At 59.8% G+C, this 16,443-nt stretch carries 8 protein-coding genes and 5 pseudogenes; 6 read left to right on the top strand and 7 right to left on the bottom strand.

The features are described 5' to 3' along the window. The first annotated feature begins 1,109 nt into the window (after window positions 1-1,109). Both NKJ40_RS28050 and NKJ40_RS28045 read left to right on the top strand, forming a co-directional pair. Window positions 1,110-2,795, top strand: coding sequence for a GMC family oxidoreductase (locus tag NKJ40_RS28050; protein WP_502903773.1), 1,686 nt, complete (start codon window positions 1,110-1,112; stop codon window positions 2,793-2,795). A gap of 683 nt (window positions 2,796-3,478) precedes the next feature. Beyond that, window positions 3,479-3,652 carry a hypothetical protein gene (locus NKJ40_RS28045; RefSeq protein WP_352468827.1) on the top strand — a complete coding sequence of 58 codons (174 nt, stop codon included), beginning with the start codon at window positions 3,479-3,481 and terminating at the stop codon, window positions 3,650-3,652. Window positions 3,653-4,652: 1,000 nt separating this feature from the next. On the opposite strand, the pseudogene NKJ40_RS28040 reads toward NKJ40_RS28045, so the two are convergent. Both NKJ40_RS28040 and NKJ40_RS32015 read right to left on the bottom strand, forming a co-directional pair. Then, window positions 4,653-5,709, bottom strand: a pseudogene (locus tag NKJ40_RS28040) (IS110 family RNA-guided transposase). Between the two features lie 122 nt (window positions 5,710-5,831). Beyond that, window positions 5,832-6,392: pseudogene (locus NKJ40_RS32015) on the bottom strand (transposase). A gap of 392 nt (window positions 6,393-6,784) precedes the next feature. On the opposite strand from NKJ40_RS32015, the gene NKJ40_RS28020 reads away from it, so the two are divergent. Then, complete coding sequence (locus NKJ40_RS28020) at window positions 6,785-7,630, top strand: LuxR family transcriptional regulator (protein ID WP_352468826.1); 846 nt, start codon at window positions 6,785-6,787, stop codon at window positions 7,628-7,630. Window positions 7,631-7,914: 284 nt separating this feature from the next. Beyond that, window positions 7,915-8,916: pseudogene (locus NKJ40_RS28015) on the top strand (IS3 family transposase); the annotation flags it as partial. Window positions 8,917-8,980: 64 nt separating this feature from the next. Here NKJ40_RS28015 and NKJ40_RS28010 read toward each other — a convergent pair. The 5 genes from NKJ40_RS28010 to NKJ40_RS27990 all read right to left on the bottom strand — a co-directional run bounded on the left by NKJ40_RS28010 (window position 8,981) and on the right by NKJ40_RS27990 (window position 13,695). Then, on the bottom strand, window positions 8,981-10,174 hold the full coding sequence (locus NKJ40_RS28010; protein WP_352468825.1) for an IS66 family transposase: 1,194 nt from the start codon (window positions 10,172-10,174) through the stop codon (window positions 8,981-8,983). A 44-nt stretch (window positions 10,175-10,218) separates the two neighbouring features. Continuing rightward, a complete protein-coding gene (locus NKJ40_RS28005) occupies window positions 10,219-10,557 on the bottom strand; it encodes a hypothetical protein (RefSeq protein WP_352468824.1) in 339 nt (112 codons plus the stop codon). A 44-nt stretch (window positions 10,558-10,601) separates the two neighbouring features. Then, on the bottom strand, window positions 10,602-11,756 hold the full coding sequence (locus NKJ40_RS28000) for a recombinase zinc ribbon domain-containing protein (RefSeq protein ID WP_352468823.1): 1,155 nt from the start codon (window positions 11,754-11,756) through the stop codon (window positions 10,602-10,604). Between the two features lie 348 nt (window positions 11,757-12,104). Further along, entirely contained in the window at window positions 12,105-12,524 is a 420-nt protein-coding gene (locus NKJ40_RS27995) for a DUF2267 domain-containing protein (RefSeq protein ID WP_352468822.1), read from the bottom strand. A 241-nt stretch (window positions 12,525-12,765) separates the two neighbouring features. Further along, a complete protein-coding gene (locus tag NKJ40_RS27990) occupies window positions 12,766-13,695 on the bottom strand; it encodes a 2-oxoglutarate and iron-dependent oxygenase domain-containing protein (RefSeq protein WP_352468821.1) in 930 nt (309 codons plus the stop codon). A 344-nt stretch (window positions 13,696-14,039) separates the two neighbouring features. Here NKJ40_RS27990 and NKJ40_RS32010 point away from each other — a divergent pair. Both NKJ40_RS32010 and NKJ40_RS27975 read left to right on the top strand, forming a co-directional pair. Then, a pseudogene (locus NKJ40_RS32010) lies at window positions 14,040-15,206 on the top strand (IS110 family RNA-guided transposase). Between the two features lie 547 nt (window positions 15,207-15,753). Further along, a pseudogene (locus NKJ40_RS27975) lies at window positions 15,754-16,275 on the top strand (transposase); the annotation flags it as partial. Between the last annotated feature and the right edge of the window lie 168 nt (window positions 16,276-16,443).

Genomic DNA, 16,443 nt, shown 5'->3' with positions numbered 1-16,443 from the left:
AAGCAACAGCAGCCTGATCAGACCAGATACCGTTCCCGATTCGAAGGCCTCCGTCGAAAGCGCTCGCGTCAACGTGCAGCGAAAATAGCGCTTACTTAGAAGGCGCCCAAAATGAAACTCGGCGCGGGCGATGTCGGGTTCGCGGCTCAGGGACAGGTTCTCCTGACGTCAACTATTCCCCTTCCCATGCGTCTGCGAATTTAGGAGGACGGCGCTCTGACCACGCCGCCAACCTTCCAGCGCGTCGGGTGCACAGATTTCATTGAGAAATCGATCCGCAGCATCATCGCGGTGTCCACCTGCTTGCCCATAAGAAAAAGCCGCATGGCCTCGACAAGCCCCATCCTGATTTTGATTCATCGACTAGAGTGCGCAGCAACTCCTCGCGGTCGAGTGGAGTGGTGCTTGGCTCCCACATGCTGGTCAAATGGGCCGGTAATCGGTCGCGCCCGTGCTGCGAAAGACACGTGAAGCACCTCTTCGCGGCGGGCAAGCTCGGGCTTTTGAGTACCGAGCGCAACGAGGCTGTCCTCTCATTCGCGTTCCAGCGTGCGCCCCGGCTCCAACGCGCCAGAACGGCCCAGGCGACCGGCTTCGTCGATCTGAATACTGCCGACGTTGAGGCAATTAGAAATCACGCCCGGCGACGAGGATCTTGCCCTGACAAATGCCAAGCGGGCGGGGCGTTACGCCCTCAGTAATCGTATACAGGCGCCACCCGCAACGCCGCAGCGGGCAACACCCCTGCAGCAGCGCGCTGCCGCTCTCTGGTGGCACCAACGAGCGGAGCCGAGTGTTGTCCCTGCGCTGCTGGTTGGGCCTGCCAGTCGATATGGCCCCGCATGGTCCTTGATGAACACTTGCGAGCTTCGTGGGACAGCTTGCGCAGCCGTTTGCGACGAGCGCCCGTCTCGCCCAGAACCGCCAAAGGAGGACGAACCGTGAGATGCGCCCTATCTAAACCCCTTATTCTAGCTGATTGTCGACCTCTCGCCAACTACTACCCCATAGCGTGGATTTCCTACGGTAGTAGTTGTTACTTTGCTGAGTAGGCTATTAACACCCGCTGCCCTTGTCGGGGGCTTATGGACGCGACGGGAGGCTTTGTGTTGGTTTTCGACTACATTGTCGTCGGTGGCGGTTCCTCTGGATCCGTCATGGCGAGCAGGCTATCCGCTGATGAAAATCGCGTACTGCTCATCGAGGCCGGTCCTGATACTCCCCCGAATGCCGTCCCGGAGGACATCCTCGACGGCAATCCAACGCGTGCTTACTTCAACTCTGATTATCAGTGGGCGTCACTCGACGCGACCACGGTACGGGATGGCCGCATGCCCATTCATTACGAGCAGGCCCGGGTCATGGGCGGCGGCTCCAGCATCAATGCTCAGGTAGCTAACCGCGGTGGTCCCGAAGATTACGATGAATGGGCCTCAAGCGGGGCAACGGGCTGGCGTTGGCAGGAGGTTCTACCCTACTTCCGTCGCCTCGAATGCGATTTGGATTTCGACAGCGAATTTCACGGCAAGGATGGGCCCCTACCAATAAGACGTGTGCGGCAATCAGACTGGTCCGGCTTTATCCGAGCGGTATCGAAATCGTATGACGGTCTAGGAATTCATTTCAGGCCGGACTTCAATGGTGAATTTGGCGACGGTTACTCCGTTGTTCCGTTGACCAACCGCAATGGTCACCGGGTTTCTGCTGCAATGGCCTACTTGTCCGAAAGCGTCCGCTCGCGGCCCAACCTGACAATCTTACCCGGAACGACAGTCGTTCGGCTGAACTTCTCCGGAAGCGCCATAACGAGTGTCGAAACGGAAAACAAGTCCGGCCGGCAATCGTATCGCGCTTCGACCGTGATCCTCTGCGCCGGAGCCATCCATTCGCCCGCCATATTGATGCGCTCCGGGGTCGGCCCGGCCGAGCAATTGATAAAGCTCGGTATCCCAGTTGTGACAGACTTGAAAGGTGTGGGCCAGAACCTGCAGGAGCACCCAGCGATCTGCGTTTCAGCCTATCTGAAACCGGCCGATCGCATGGCACCCAATGTGAGCGGCCATATCCAGATGCATGCTCGGTACTCCTCGGGTTACGATGGGTGCCCTTCGACGGATATGGCAATGTCGCTGGTTGCCAAATCGGCTTGGCACCCGCTCGGTAAGCGTCTCGGCTCCCTTTGTTTGTGGGTCAACCGCACTTATTCGACAGGGAGCATCCTACTCAAGGATCGCTCTCACGCCATAGAGCCGGAGGTGGATTTCAACTGGTTGAGCGACAATCGGGACGCCGAGCGATTGAAGCAGGGCTTCCGCTTCATGGCCCGGCTGCTGCAGCAAGATTCACTGTCGGCGGCGGCGCTCGACCCGTTCCCGTCAGCTTGGAACGGACGTGCGAAACAGGTTAGCAAGGTCAATCTTATTAATTACGGGCTTACCTCGGTGCTGGCGCTGCTCATGGATACCTCTCCGCGCCTGCGCCGCGGGCTCATTAAGCACGTCATAACCGATGGTCATAGTATTTCAGATCTGGTCAATGACGAAGTGCAGTTGGATCGGTTTATCCGCCAGAACGTGATCGCCAGTTGGCATCCGACGTCGAGCTGCAAAATGGGCGCAGCCTCGGATCCTGCGGCCGTGACCGACCCGTCGGGCCGCGTTCGCGGTGTTTCCGGCTTGAGGATCGCGGACGCTTCGGTGATGCCTTTCTGCCCCCGGGCCAACACAAATATTCCAACGATAATGGTGGCTGAGAAGATGGCAGACGCGATTTTGAAACAAGACCGGAATGGCTAACGAAGTGGCAATCGAAACTTCATTGACGGGGACAGCGGGATTCGTCTTCCGGCAGGCGGGTCGAGGTCAATAACCCGACAAATGTCGAGACGATTGCCACCGTCGCGAGGCAGCCCCGAAGAGGTCGGGCTTGCCGTCGGTTCTGTTTTCGGCATCATTTCCTTATAAAATGCATCCCTACGATCGTGGATGCATGCTTTTCCGCATTGCCGACACACTGGAGGCGCGTGGTCACGGCCTGCATGGACACGGCAAGGCGGCGGTGTCGCGCATGAAGAGGTTCGGACCGCGATCCGTACCTGAGATACTACGCCGGCCTTGCTGACGCCGCTCGATTCCGCGTGGCGCCGATCTCGTCGACTACACGGTCAACAACCAATCTGGGATTTCTGCCCAGTGGAACTTCCCCTGGAACTCACCGCATGTTCGCTCGCCCGCGCGATCCCGACCGGCAACTCGTGGTGGTGAAATCGCCGGAAATGGCGCCCCGGTTGGAATTGAAAACGCCCGCGGCTGTGAGAGAGCGGGGCTGCCAGCCGGAGCGATCATATTTTCACCGGCTATGGCCCAAAGGCGGGCCAGGCGCTGATTGAATTCCAACGTTCGCCATCGGTTCGTTCTACACACTTCCGAAAGAGAACCTGACAAAGAGATCCCCGCTGCTGATTGCCGGCGGGTGCGAGTTGAATAGTGGGTGGAGCAGCCGATGGTTCGAAATAAACCTATTTCCGATGTTCATTTCTCCATGCAAAAATGATGCAGGCTCAGCAATCGGGACCGCAGTCGACGCGATGCGACATTCGCGAGCAATGCTAAAATCAAATGGAAATCTATTCAGGCCCGCCTTTCATATTTGACGAGATCGACCGGACTCAAGGTCCATCGGCTACGGCCAAGTGGCCTCGACGATTGCTCGGCGACAAGGTGATCGGCTGGGGACAGGGGAATTTTGGGATCGGGCCAAGGTCGCTCGGAACAGAATCGGCGTGGAATAGCCAACCAACATTTTCCAGATTCGTGGACCGGATGCCGTGGCTCGCCGGCGTTCAGCCGAAGATTGCGGCGCAGCGAAGTTGATTCGACTCGTCGAGAAGCTGCCGGCTTTCTTAGGGTATAGAAGCATGCAGCAGCGCATATTGGGCCCGCAATCGTCGCTCTACGGTCATGACGTGTGGCTTCCGTCGGCCTACTCAAACCATCCGTGAAGAGGCAAGACGGAGGAAACCGGCGCGGAGGCCATCAGAAGCTGCGCGTTCCTCTGGTGTGGCAGAGAACGCAGGCGGCCGACACCCGCGCGCTCGCATCGGGCCGAACTGGGTATCATCGCTGCCGTGGGTGTTACAAAGCTTGAGGCAAACTAAACAAATACCCGCCTGCCCGCGGCTGCTCGCTTCGCCGGGTTATTGCCGATCGGATCGCCGCGCCAGGCTGGCGGCCGAGACCGGCTCGACGAAGATGCCTTCGCAGCTCGCGTCCGATTTAGAGTCATCCGCCGCTCTGGCCTCACGTGAACACCCTCTACTGCTGAATGCTGACGGACGCTGATGGCGCAGCCACCAACACCGTGATGTGAGAGTTCTCTCTGATTGGGGCCTTTAAAGGTCAAGGTGCTCCTGTTCTTTTCCGGATCGTATCGTGCGCGGGTCACGCGGCTTCTCTTCGCGGTCGGCGCTGGGCCGCCGCATGATGGGGTCAGGAGAGCAAGGCGTCTCAATCTGTTTCACGACCTTTGAAGGCTTTGGCCCCAAGGCTCCGGACTCTCAACGAGATCGCCTTGCCCATCGTCCCCACGGAATGATCCGGCATCACCCTTGCGGGCGAAGCTGTTTTTCTTGCTCCTCCAGTTTTTGTCTCATTTCATGCCGCCGCCGCGCAGACCGGTTGCTTGCCGAAGCGGAACTCGGTCGTATCGACCCACATGCGATGCAGGATGACGGCGAGCTTGCGGGCGACCGCCACCCGGGCTCGCGCCATGCCGCGCCGCTTGGCGATGTTCATGCCATGCTCTGAGGCTCGACCATTTTTGCTGCACACAAGCAGTGTGCTGGCCGCTTCATAAAGCGCGGTGCGAGCAAGTTCGTCGCCGCATCGGCTGACCTTGCCCTGGATGTCGGTTTCGCCCGACTGGTAGCGCGCCGGGGTCAGGCCGAGATGCGCGCCGACATTCCTCGAACGCCTGAACCGGTCCGGCTGGTCAATCGTGGCCCGGAAGGCGAGTGCAGTGATGGGCCAACACCGGGAACGCTCATCAGCCGCCGGCAGACCTCTTCCTTGCGAACGAGATCGAGAACCGTCTGGTGTCAGCGGGTGAACTCTGCGAGCATGGTGCCAAGAATCGTCAGCAGCGGCTCGACCAGCGGCATGACGACCGGGTCTGCGCCGGCCAGGTCGTGCACACGACCAGCAAAGGCGGTTCGTGGTGGCGTGCCCAGCTTGATGCCGGCCTCCCGCAGGATCGCCCGCACCACATTCTCGATCGTACGTGTTTCGTTTAGCACCGTGCAGCGGGCGACAAGCACGGAGCGCCAGAGCCGGCACTGCCGGCTCTTCACATGCACCTGCCGATACCAGCCGGTGCGCAAATCCGCGCCAATGCGCGGGCATCGTTACGATCGGTCTTGTTAGGCATCGTCTTCATCGCCGCATTGGCAGCCCGCGTCTCGATGCAAATCGCGGGCAAACCCGCGGCGCGCAGCCCGTCATGAAGCCACCCCGCCAGCGAACACGCTTCCAGGCCGATCCGCTCAAGCGGCAGACCGATTTGACCTAGCTTTAGCTTAGCTTAGACTAGGGCGTCGATCAACGCACGCTGCTCGCTCGCCGCACGCATTTCTTTCACGATCCGGCCACTTTCGTCGACCACGCAGATCGCGGTCTCTTCCAAAGAGATGTCAAGTCCGGCAAAGTACTTCATGGCTGCTCCTTCCTGATGTCTGTGGCGATTCAACATCGACCACGTTCTCACATCTCGACAGGAGCAGCCGCTTTCATCTCGGCTCGGAAGAGACCCCAATCACCCCATCTGTTTGAGAACGCCTATTGGTGAGCGCTGCGCCTGAGCAGGATGCTTCCGAGAGCGGCATGGATCATAGCTTCTGAACAGTCAATGCGCTCCTCGTAGACGAGCCGGGGCCAGCGGGTCATCCACCCGAATGTGCGCTCGACGACCCAGCGGCGCGGAAGGACCTCGAACCCCTGCACCGTATCCGATCGCTTGATGATTACGACGGTGAAGTCGAGGAAGACGGCCTTGTCCATGAGCTTGGTACGGTCTAGAACTAGGCGCTGTCAGCGAACAGGTACTTGAGCCAGCGCTTGCGCACGCTGTCGAGGATCATCTGGGCCGTCGCGCGAAGCGGCGAAACCACCAGTACACCGTTGGCCAAGGCGGAAAATCCTTCGGCAGCATCCGCCAGCCGCCGCCCGAGCGGCGAGGTATCGGATCCCATTCAAGACCTCGCGCCAATCCGTCCGCGACGGCCGCCCACTCTTGGCCGCGGCAGGCAGGAACGGCTTAATCCGCGCCCACTCCTCGTCGGTCAAATCCGTCGGGTAGCGCTTGGTCTTCTTCTCAATCTCGGCCATCCGGCCACGCATCGCTGGGTCAATATCCCAAGCTTGAATCCATGCCCGAACCAAACGTTCAAGCAATTCTCAAACAGTCTCTGAGGCCCGTCAGAATTCGACATGCTTTTGCAGCTGGACATTGGCCCGCCGGCTAATTGATTTGGTCTGGAGAAACACACGCGTATCACAATCAGAAGTCAATCGATGAGGCATCGTAGAATTGTTCGTTCATATTGTACACATTTTAGAAATATGGCGCAATCTACATTTAACTCAAAATAACGGTATCCATTGCGGCAATGTGCTAGAGCTTTGGCGATGCTGGCCCTGCCGATGTCGAGATGGAGCGCCTTGCAGTCGGCAGCTTTTGCTTCTGCGTGCCAGTGGCGACATCCAACAGAAATGGGTGCGGAGGAGAGATTATGGAATACCCGCGGTCGAGTGCGGTCTCTCAACGCCGAGGGCTGGCAACCAGAGTGTCCGACCAGTCTTCTTTAGGCCCGCCGATGCATTTCCCGAAGACAGTCGGGGAGGCGCTTGCGGTCGAGTTCGGCCGATTTCTCGACCAAACTGATGGCGTTGCAAAATCTGAGCAGTTGTTCGACCTGCTATCTGATTTCGCCCTCAATTTTGATTGCCCATGGGTCTCCTACGGCTCTCTTGCACCCGACCAGAAAGGTTTAAGGACGGTCCGACGCGATCCGGCAGTTATGTTGAATTATCCTAATGAATGGCGGGAGCGCTATTTCGAGATGGGCTATGATCGGATAGACCCCACCATCAAGAGAAGTCGAACGCGAGCAAATGCCTTTCGGTGGAGCGAGGTGTACAACGATACAAGCACAACTGAAGACGAACGGCGCATCTTCGACGAGGCTGCGATGTTCGGCTTAAGGTCAGGCATTAGCGTTCCATTGCATGGCCCTGATGGCAGCTGCGCGATCATGAGTTTTGCTCAACCCCGGGACTGCGATTTCCAAAATACAACAATCATCTACTTGCAACTCGCCGCTCTATATTTCCATACAAGAGTTGAGAAGTTCGTGAGTTCGAGTGGTGTCAAGAAAGCACCTATCCTCTCTATAAGAGAAAAAGAATGTATCCTGTGGACGGCGAGAGGCAAATCGTCGTGGGAGATAGGAAAAATTTTAGGAATATCTCTAAACACTGTCAATTTTCACATTAAGAACGTATTGCAAAAAATGGATACTGCTAGCAGAACGGTCGCCGCTATAAAAGCTATAAACTTCGGAATTATCGAATTGTAGGAAGCGGTCTAAATAAAAACGTCATGCCTAAAGTCCCGATCCGACTGTTCCAAAAGATCCCATGAGGCGACGGCGGCGGAACTCAGGTACGTTTCGGGGTCCGACATCCTGACTCTGGAGAGGTCTCATGAATCTCTCATCTGTTGCTCTACCGCCCGTCGACTCGATGACTGCCACAATTCATGGCACTGGAATTGAGCAAGTCGACCTGGCTTGTGGTGACCTGCCCTGAGAATTTCCTCCATCTGAGATTAGAGTCCGGGCCTTGATTGAAGGACGGACTGATGAAGAGAAAGCGGTTTACGGAAGAGCAGATCATCGCGGTTCTGGGCGAGCATGAAGCGGGTGCGAAGGCGGGCGATCTTGCCCGCAAGCACGGGATCTCCGAGGCCACGCTGTATAACTGGAAGGCCAAGTATGGCGGGATGGACGTATCCGACGCCAAGCGCCTGAAGAGACGAGAACGCTAAGCTGAAGAAGCTGCTCGCAGACCAGATGCTCGAAGCCTCGGCATTGCGCGAGCCTCTATCAAAAAAAATTGTAGGGCCCGCCGCCAAGCGCGAAGCCGTCGCGCATCTGCAGGCCGTCATGGGCCTATCGGAACGTCGGGCCTGTTCCTTCGTCGGCGCCGATCGTAAGATGATCCGCTACCAGTCTCGCCGAGCGCCAGAGACGGAGCTGCGTGGTCGGCTGCGTGACCTCGCGAACGAGCGCCGGCGCTTCGGCTATCGACGGCTGTTCATTCGGCTCAGGCGCCAGGGCGCGACATCGGGGATCAACCGTATCTATCGTCTTTACCGCGAGGAAGGACTGACGGTGCGGAAGCGTCGGGCGCGACGACGAGCCGTCGGCACGCGGGCGCCGATCCTGGTCGAGGCAAACCGAATGCGCGCTGGTCACTGGATTTCGCGCATGACCAGTTCGCCTGCGGCCGCCGCTTCCGTGTGCTCAACATCGTCGACGACGTGACGCGCGAATGTTTGGCCGCGATCCCGGACACCTCGATCTCCGGCCGTCGGGTTGCCCGTGAACCGACGGAACTGATCGCTCACCGCGGCAAGCCGCGCATGATCGTCTCCGACCATGGCACCGAGTTCACCTCGAACGCCATCCTGGCATGGTCAAAGGATCACGGGATCGAATGGCACTACATCGCGCCAGGCAAGCCGATGCAGAATGGTTATGTCGAATCCTTCAACGGTCGCATGCGCGACGAGCTCCTGAACGAGAGCCTGTTCTTCGGCCTCGACCACGCCCGTAGCGCCATCGCCGAATGGCGGGAGGACGCATAACATCCATCGTAACCGGGGCAAAACCGGTGGCGTTGGCGCGTCGATCTGCTGTTGGGGTTCAGCGGGCGGCGAGGAGAACGGGAAGCGGTAGGATCTTGCTGCCGGGGATGCCGAGGCGGTCGCCGAGATAGTCCCAGAAGCTGACACCGAGCTTGTTGCAGGTCTTCATCATGCTGAGCATGGTGTCGCGGGCGGCACGGCCCTGGTCGCTGTGGGTTCCGCCGCTGATCTTCCGCCGGGTCACCACGCTGCGGATATCGTTCTCCGAGCCGTTGGTGTGGAGCGGAATGTCCGGGCGTTGGAGGATCTTCAGGAAGCTTTGGCGGTCGGTCCGGATGCGCGCGAGTAGACGGTCGAGGGTCACGAACCTGGTCTTCATGCCGACGATCCGGTCGAACCGCCGGGCCAGTTCCCTGGCTCTTCGGGGCGTGGGATCCAGACACCACGCCTTGATGTCGTTGTAGAGCCACCAGATCCGGCTCTGGATCAGGGCCTTGGCGCGGCGCTGCGCTTCGGTGAAGCTATCGAGGGCATGGATCTGCCGCTCCATATGGACCCAGCACCGCGCGTGCTCGCCGATTGCGAACTGGCCCGCCCCATCACTGAGGATGACGGTGCCGTCGAGGGCCTTTGCCTCGTTCAGACCGCCCCACAACGCGCCTTCACTGGCGATGCGGAACGGGTCCAGAGGGCCATCCTTGGGCTCCAGGCCATGGGCGAGTAGATGGGCGTCCCATGATGCCGCGTCCTCGAACCCGGACGGCTCGCGCCCGGCATGCAGAAGATCCGTCGTGATCACCGGCAGCCCGCGCTCCAGCATGTAGGCGCGTGAGGCGGCGTTCAGGACCCACCGGGCCGACCCGCCGTGCAGGAGCTGCAGGAAGTTCAGCCGGCTCTTCGACTTGGTGGTCGTGAACACGGCGAACCGGTCATTGCCGATTTGCGTGCACACGCCATTGACGGCGCCATGGCGGGCCCCGGTGTCGTCGACGCTGACCCAACCGGCCGAAGCGAGCCCGGCCGTCAGGACCTGCTTCGCTTCGGCGACGAAGGCGTCGATCTTGCTGGTCAGGATCCGCACGACCTGACGCTTGGAGATCGACACGCCGAAGTCGCGCAGCAACGCGACGATCCGCTCCACGGTCGATTGACCCTGGTGATAAAGCGACAGCACCAGACGCCGAAGCTCCAAACCGAAGTGCCCGTCGACCCCGTCCGGAAGCGGAGCGACGACGATCCGGCCATCCGGCAAACGCTAGCGGTCCCGATGATAGCGGACCACCCGCACCCCGATCGTCAGATCCTGCACCACGAAGCTTGTCCGCCCCACAAATCGGGAGCCGGTGGCGGCTCATAACAAAGACGGCGCTCTTCGGTGACGATCGCCCGGCTCGAGCCACGCCGCTTCGGACCCGTTGCCGCAGGTGAGCTCCGCTTGGACGACTGCTCCATCCCGCTCGGCTTCAGCGTCGGGCGCGGCGGTAGACCTTTCAGACGCCGGATCTCATCCTTCAGAGCCGCATTCTCGGCGCGAAGCCCGGCGACCTCTGCCCGCAACTGCAGGATCATGTCGAGCAGGTCCGTAGGGTCGGCGTTCGAGAATCGGGTGGCTCCGCCATGGCCCGACAGAATCACGCCGCCCGCCAAACCGCCACCCAATCTAACCCGATACACCCGAGTCATAACGCCGCGGCCATCACCGCTTTTGCCCCGGTTACCATCCATCTGCCTATGTCTTTGGAAGTGAACAGGTTTTGCTGATCGGGACGCGATCCCGTGGGGCTGAAGATCCATGGACCATCCGGCAGAGGATGAACGCCTTCGATCTCGCCCGCCTCGGCGGCGAGCCTGAGGGTTTTCGGTGCAAGGCCGAGAAGGCGCGCCGCCTTGTTCAGGTTAAGCCATGGCTCTTTGCCGTCGGCCGCTGGCCGGAAGACAGGGATCTTATGATGCGAGCTGTGCGCGGTGACCCGTTCGCGTGTCCATCGATTGCCGTGGCCGGTCACCAATCCATTGCGGTTGAGGATGCCGGCAATCAGATCATCATTGGCGATGAGCACCAGTTGGCGGACGGCCGCGATGATGTCGCCAGACGTGCTGTTGCGCTGTCCACGGGGCCGCTTCGGCAGGCGCAGTTCAGCATGGACGCCACCAACCCAATGGATCAGGAGAACGATCTCTGACGCTTCGTCATCGATATCGGCGACCACCTCCCGGATGACGGTGCGAACGATGTGCTTCTTGAGCCTTGCATCCCTCGTCGGCGCCGCCCACACAGCCTTGAGATTGGCGGCGAGCGCGGTGACGTGTATTGGCGACAGAAGTGATGGCTCCGATGTTGAGGCAGCATGCGCGGCAATCCTGCTCTCGATCTCGCCGACACGCGTAAGCGCCCGGTTCCATCGCAACTCCAGTTCCGCCGCGACCAGCCGGTTCCGCGGATCGATGGCGTCGTATTGCCGGAACGCCCGATCGGCGCTGTAGCGTGCCGCCTCGAGATCGCGCATCAGAGCATCGCGGTCCTGATCGCGGCGACTGGCCGCTTGCGCCTCTGCCTCGACGGCCGCGGCTATCGCTCCCGGCTCGACAACCAGCAGAAGAGTTTCCTCGATTGTGTGGTCGACGCGTAGCCCACCGAAGGCGATCCAACGCGGCTCGCCATTGTCAAGCAGACCACGCCAGCAGGAATAGCGCGGAATGTTGTGCTTGGTTCCCGTGTAGCGGACCGTCAGCTTGCGGCCGCAGCGCCGGCAGCGGACAAGGCCGGCGAGCAGAGCGTCGCCATACTTGGGCGCCCCGTGATGCCGGCCCGTGGGCACGTTGTCGCTCACCATCTTACGGATCGCTTCCGCCCTTTCCCAGCTGACGTAGCCTTCGCGTGCACCCGGGATCAGCGCCAGCCATTCATCACGCGCCTTACGGCGGCTGCGTATAGCGCGACGATCAGGATGACGAGCGCATTGCCTCGTTTGAATTGCTCCTGAATGTTAAGTCATTGCCTCATCTGATCTGCTCCCGGAGACAGTGTGGCAGGAGCAGATCAGATGAGGCGTGTAAGCATGGCGACGCGCGATGAATTAGTGGGTGCGGTAAGGGAGCGCTATATTCAGGGCGGCCGTGCTGAAAAGGCGCGGATTCTCGATGAGTTGTGTTGCCGTGAGTGGCTTTCACCGCAAGCACGCTCAGGCTGGCCAAAGGTCATGCAGCACTCTTGGAGAGGTGGCCTTGGCATCTTCGACGCCTGCTGCACGCAAGCGGTCCGCAAATTGGGCCAAGACCGAGCGGGCAACCTCTTCCGGATCCACCGCCGGGTCACGGTGGACGCCGTCGTGGATCCGGTCGAGAAACGAATTTCGGTTTCTGGCTATGGCACGACAGCCGGGACGCCAGCCCTCGTAGTAGAAGCCGCGCAGCAAGGCTGGCAGCTGTGCGCCCATATAAACGGCTTCGTCGCGATCCAGGCAGTCGCGTAGGGCGTGCAGCGTCGCAATCAGGGCTTGGTAGACCCGCTCGCGATCATGCCAGCGAAGTCTCCATGCCAGATCGCCGATCCAATTCTTGGTTCCTTGCAACGCGACGTCGAGGTCATAGCTCACGCACATGAGCATTCTCCTTGGAGCTTGTCAGGGCCGGCGCCGCAGCTTGCTTCAAAAGTACAGCGTGAATCTTATGCCGGCCACGGTTCAAACAATGTGACAGCCTCAGGTGCTTCATCCCGAGACGTGTTGCAGGCCGCCGCGCAATACGCGCGACGCGGGACGAATCAGCTTTCGGGAGAGTTTTTCAAGGGCACCATTTCGAGGCGTCCGCGTCGTCGCCATGGTTTACGCACGCTTGAGGAGCTTACTGCAGCTCTCGCGCGCGTCCGGCGCCATTCCCGGTTTCGATTGACGCCATGTTGCCCAGCATCATTTCCGCGACACTGAAGGCGTGCCGCCCTAGCCGCGAAGTCAGGCGGGCGTCGATGTCGGGATAGATAAAGAAGGGAAGCGAAATTCTGTCACTCAGACCATTATGCGCGACCTGATGCGGCGTACTCTTGAAGCGGTCGTCGCTCAAGGCCTGAAGCATGTCGCCCAAATTGACTACGAGACTGTCGGGCAGGCTCGGCACTGGCATCCAGCGCCCGCGGAACCACACTTGCAAGGACCGCGTGGGGAGTTCCTCCTGCAGCAGCAGCGTGAAGAAGCCACCGTCGGTGTGCTTGGCGCACGTGCCGCCGCGAGCTGGATACCGGATGACGCGTTGCCCGAGCGTCGGCGGGCTGAAATGGCGTTGGAACCAACCCTGTTCCATATCTATCAGATCGGCAAGCGCGGTCCCGAGCTGCGGGACTACCCCGTTGAGCACGGTAGCCTGCAGAGCAAGCAGGCTTCGCGCGAAACCAGGAGCCAAGGCGTCATCCGGAAAGCGTGTACTTCCGGCAAACGGACGCCGGTCGCCTTCGTTCTCGATTCCGAGGTCGAATACCTCCTTTGGATCGCGGCCGGCCTCGGGATGTAGGATTTCGCCGTGCAACGGACTGTATCCACGGGCGATAGTGGGATACGCGCCTTGAGAGGCGTGACCATAACGTTCTTTGATCGACTGTGGCAACGCGAAGAACCGCCGGGAAGCCTCGATGGCTTGCGTGACCTGTTCCTTTGGGATGCCGTGCTCGACAAGGTAGAAGAACCCGTACTCCTCGCAGGCCAGGCGTAGGCGCTGGCGCTCTTCACGTCCCGTTGCATCGGCTGCCAGTTTCGCCAGTGAAATTTGTGGTAGTGTGGTCATAGTCGTTCATCCCTTGGTGCTTGGCCTTATGGGGCTCCTGGAAACCTGGTGCTCATACTTGTCCGCTCCATGGTGCTTCCACAGTTTTTGCAGTAGACATGGACTTTCCGTGACAAGTAAAGCCATGGCGAAATTGGATATATTTGCCTGATGGCGAGTAATATCTCTCAGATTTTCCGTAATGGCAATACATAACAAGTTAATATTATATTTGGATATTATTAAGTTTTTTGTACCATTGTTTAATATTAAAAGCGCGCCCTCAACAGCGCCGTAGATGCTATGGGCGGCGGCGAGCGTGTGGCACCCTCGGCGCTGTTGAGCAGCTACCCAAGGAGCGTCCCATGTCACCATCTTTTGATGCAAGCAAATCCCTTACCGCCCTTGATCAGAACAGCACGTTGGTCGCAGTGATTGAGATGAGCCAGACAAAGTGGCTCATTGCTGCGACGGTCCCTGGCTTTGAACGTAACCCTCTCTAGAAGCTCGATGCGGACCCGGATTCGGTGTTCAGGCTGTTGCGTCGCTGGCGCAGCGAAGCCATCCAAGCCGGGCGTGAAGTTCGACGCATCGTTGTCGCCTATGAGGCTGGACGCGACGGCTTTTGGTTGGCGCGCTGGCTCCAGGCGCGCGCTGTCGAAGCTTACGTCATACATCCATCGAGCGTAGCGGTTTCCCGTGAACATCGGCGTGCCAAGACCGATCGCCTCGATACCGAACTGCTGATGCGCGCCTTTCTTGGCTGGCTGCGGGGCGAGAAGCGCCACTGCAGCATGGCAGCTATCCCAACCATCAATGAGGAGGAGGCCCGCCGTCCGAACCGTGAACGAGACAATCTCGTCCCCGAACGTACACGGATCGTCAACCGCATCAAGGCAATCCTGGCTCGCTCCGGCATTCGCGCCTTCAAACCCAATCTGCGCAAAGCTGCCGAGAAACTGGAAGTCTGCATACGGCGGAAGGTATGCCCCTACCGGAACGAAGCCGAGTTGAGTTGCGCCGTAATCTAGGACGGCTTCATCTGTTGCGTGAACAAACCCACGAGATCGAACAGGAGCGGTTGCGGCAGCTCTCGGTGGTTCTGGACACGGAGAAGGGTCCGCTCGCAATGGTTCGCCTCCTTGCGCGGATCATTGGTGTCGGTATCGAGACTTCGGACATGCTGGTGAATGAGATTCTCTCACGCAGCCTACGTGATCGGAGAGCCGTCGCCCTCTATGCCGGACCTACCGGGGCGCCGGATGAGAGCGGCCAACGCAGGCGCGAGAAAGGTCTTGCGCGGGCCGGCAACGCTCGCGTTCGCTATGGCATGATCCTGTTGGCTTGGCGGTTCCTCCAATACCAAAAGGACAGCGCGCTGGCGCATGGGTTTTGCGCGAGAACGGCCGATGGTCGTGGCGGTTACGCGCAAGACGATGATCGTGGCTTTGGCACGCAAGCTACTGATTGCATTCTGGCGGCTTGTCACGACCGGCGAGATCCCGACGGGAGTAGCCCTGCGTCCGGTGTAAGCTGGAGGAGCGTTCGATAGGACGAGCATTGAAGTTTGCAGCTGCAATAGTGTCTGCCGATAACGATCCGAGGTGGTGGTGATCCCGGTCGCTCACATGGCTTACGACGCCGCGCTGTAGAATGGGCCCACCGCCCGGAGCTTCGCCGCCGATGCGTATGGCTGCATCATGGTTTTCGATCCGCGAGGATCAACCGCATACAAGCTTGCGGCGCGTTTACAGCGCCTGATGGCGAGCTCCCCTCGGTTTGCAGATTGTAGACCTCTACGAACAGCACCTACCGGCTCAATGTGACGCTGCCGCCGTGCTCGTGACCATCAAGGGCAAGTCGCTTCGCGATGGCCAGAGACCCACCCTTGACCGTCACTGCGCGCGGCGCCCAATGAACCGCGGGGCCGAAGAGGAATAAATGGGCGCCACCGGCTGAACAAGGAGACGGAACGACTGAAAGATCACCTTGACAAAGTTTAGCCCATACAAGCGAGCGAGCGGCTTTGCGGCGGTCATCGATGTTCCCCGGTAAAGGTCGGGTTGCTGACACCAACCTGATTCGAAGGAACCACCGCAGCTCATTCGCGAGCTCGATCGCCTCGACTTGCGGTTCGAGCATATCAAGTCAGTCGAAGCCGAGCGTGACGCGTTGCTGGCCGCCGACGTCGCTGACACGCCTGTGGCGTTGCTGCTCGACCTCAAAGGCATTGGCCCCGAGAGTGCCGCCATCTTGTATACGGAAGGGCTGTTCCGAAAGTTCGACAACCCAAGGCAGGTTGCAGCCTATGCCGGGCTTGCGCCGACGCCTTGGCGGAGCGGATCAATCGACCGCGAGCAAGGCGTCTCAAAGGCTGGCAATCCCCGGCTCCGGACAACGATGATCGAGCTTGCCTGGCTGTGGCTGCGCTACCAACCCGAGTCAGCGCTCTCTCGTTGGTTCCGCGAACGAGCAGAGTGTAACGCCGGGCGCGTGCGCAAAACAACGATCGTCGCGCTCGCACGAAAGTTGCTCGTCGCTCTCTGGAAATATGCGACCGCAGGGGTGGTCATCGAGGGCGCCGTCATGAAAACCGCCTAAGGCGACCAACCCTGCATACCTGTCAGGAGGGCCAATTAGCCCGTGGATCCAGGGAGACAACCGAATCGGCCGCTGGTCTGAACCCCCGACAGGAAGAATGGTCTCGTGATCCTGAGCCCATGCCCGCCGAAAGCTGTCAAACGATCCAGGAATTGACCCCTTTGGCGA

Source organism: Mesorhizobium sp. M0119 (genome assembly GCF_040322615.1).
Classification (GTDB): domain Bacteria; phylum Pseudomonadota; class Alphaproteobacteria; order Rhizobiales; family Rhizobiaceae; genus Mesorhizobium.
This window is presented reverse-complemented; position numbering and strand designations above follow the sequence as displayed.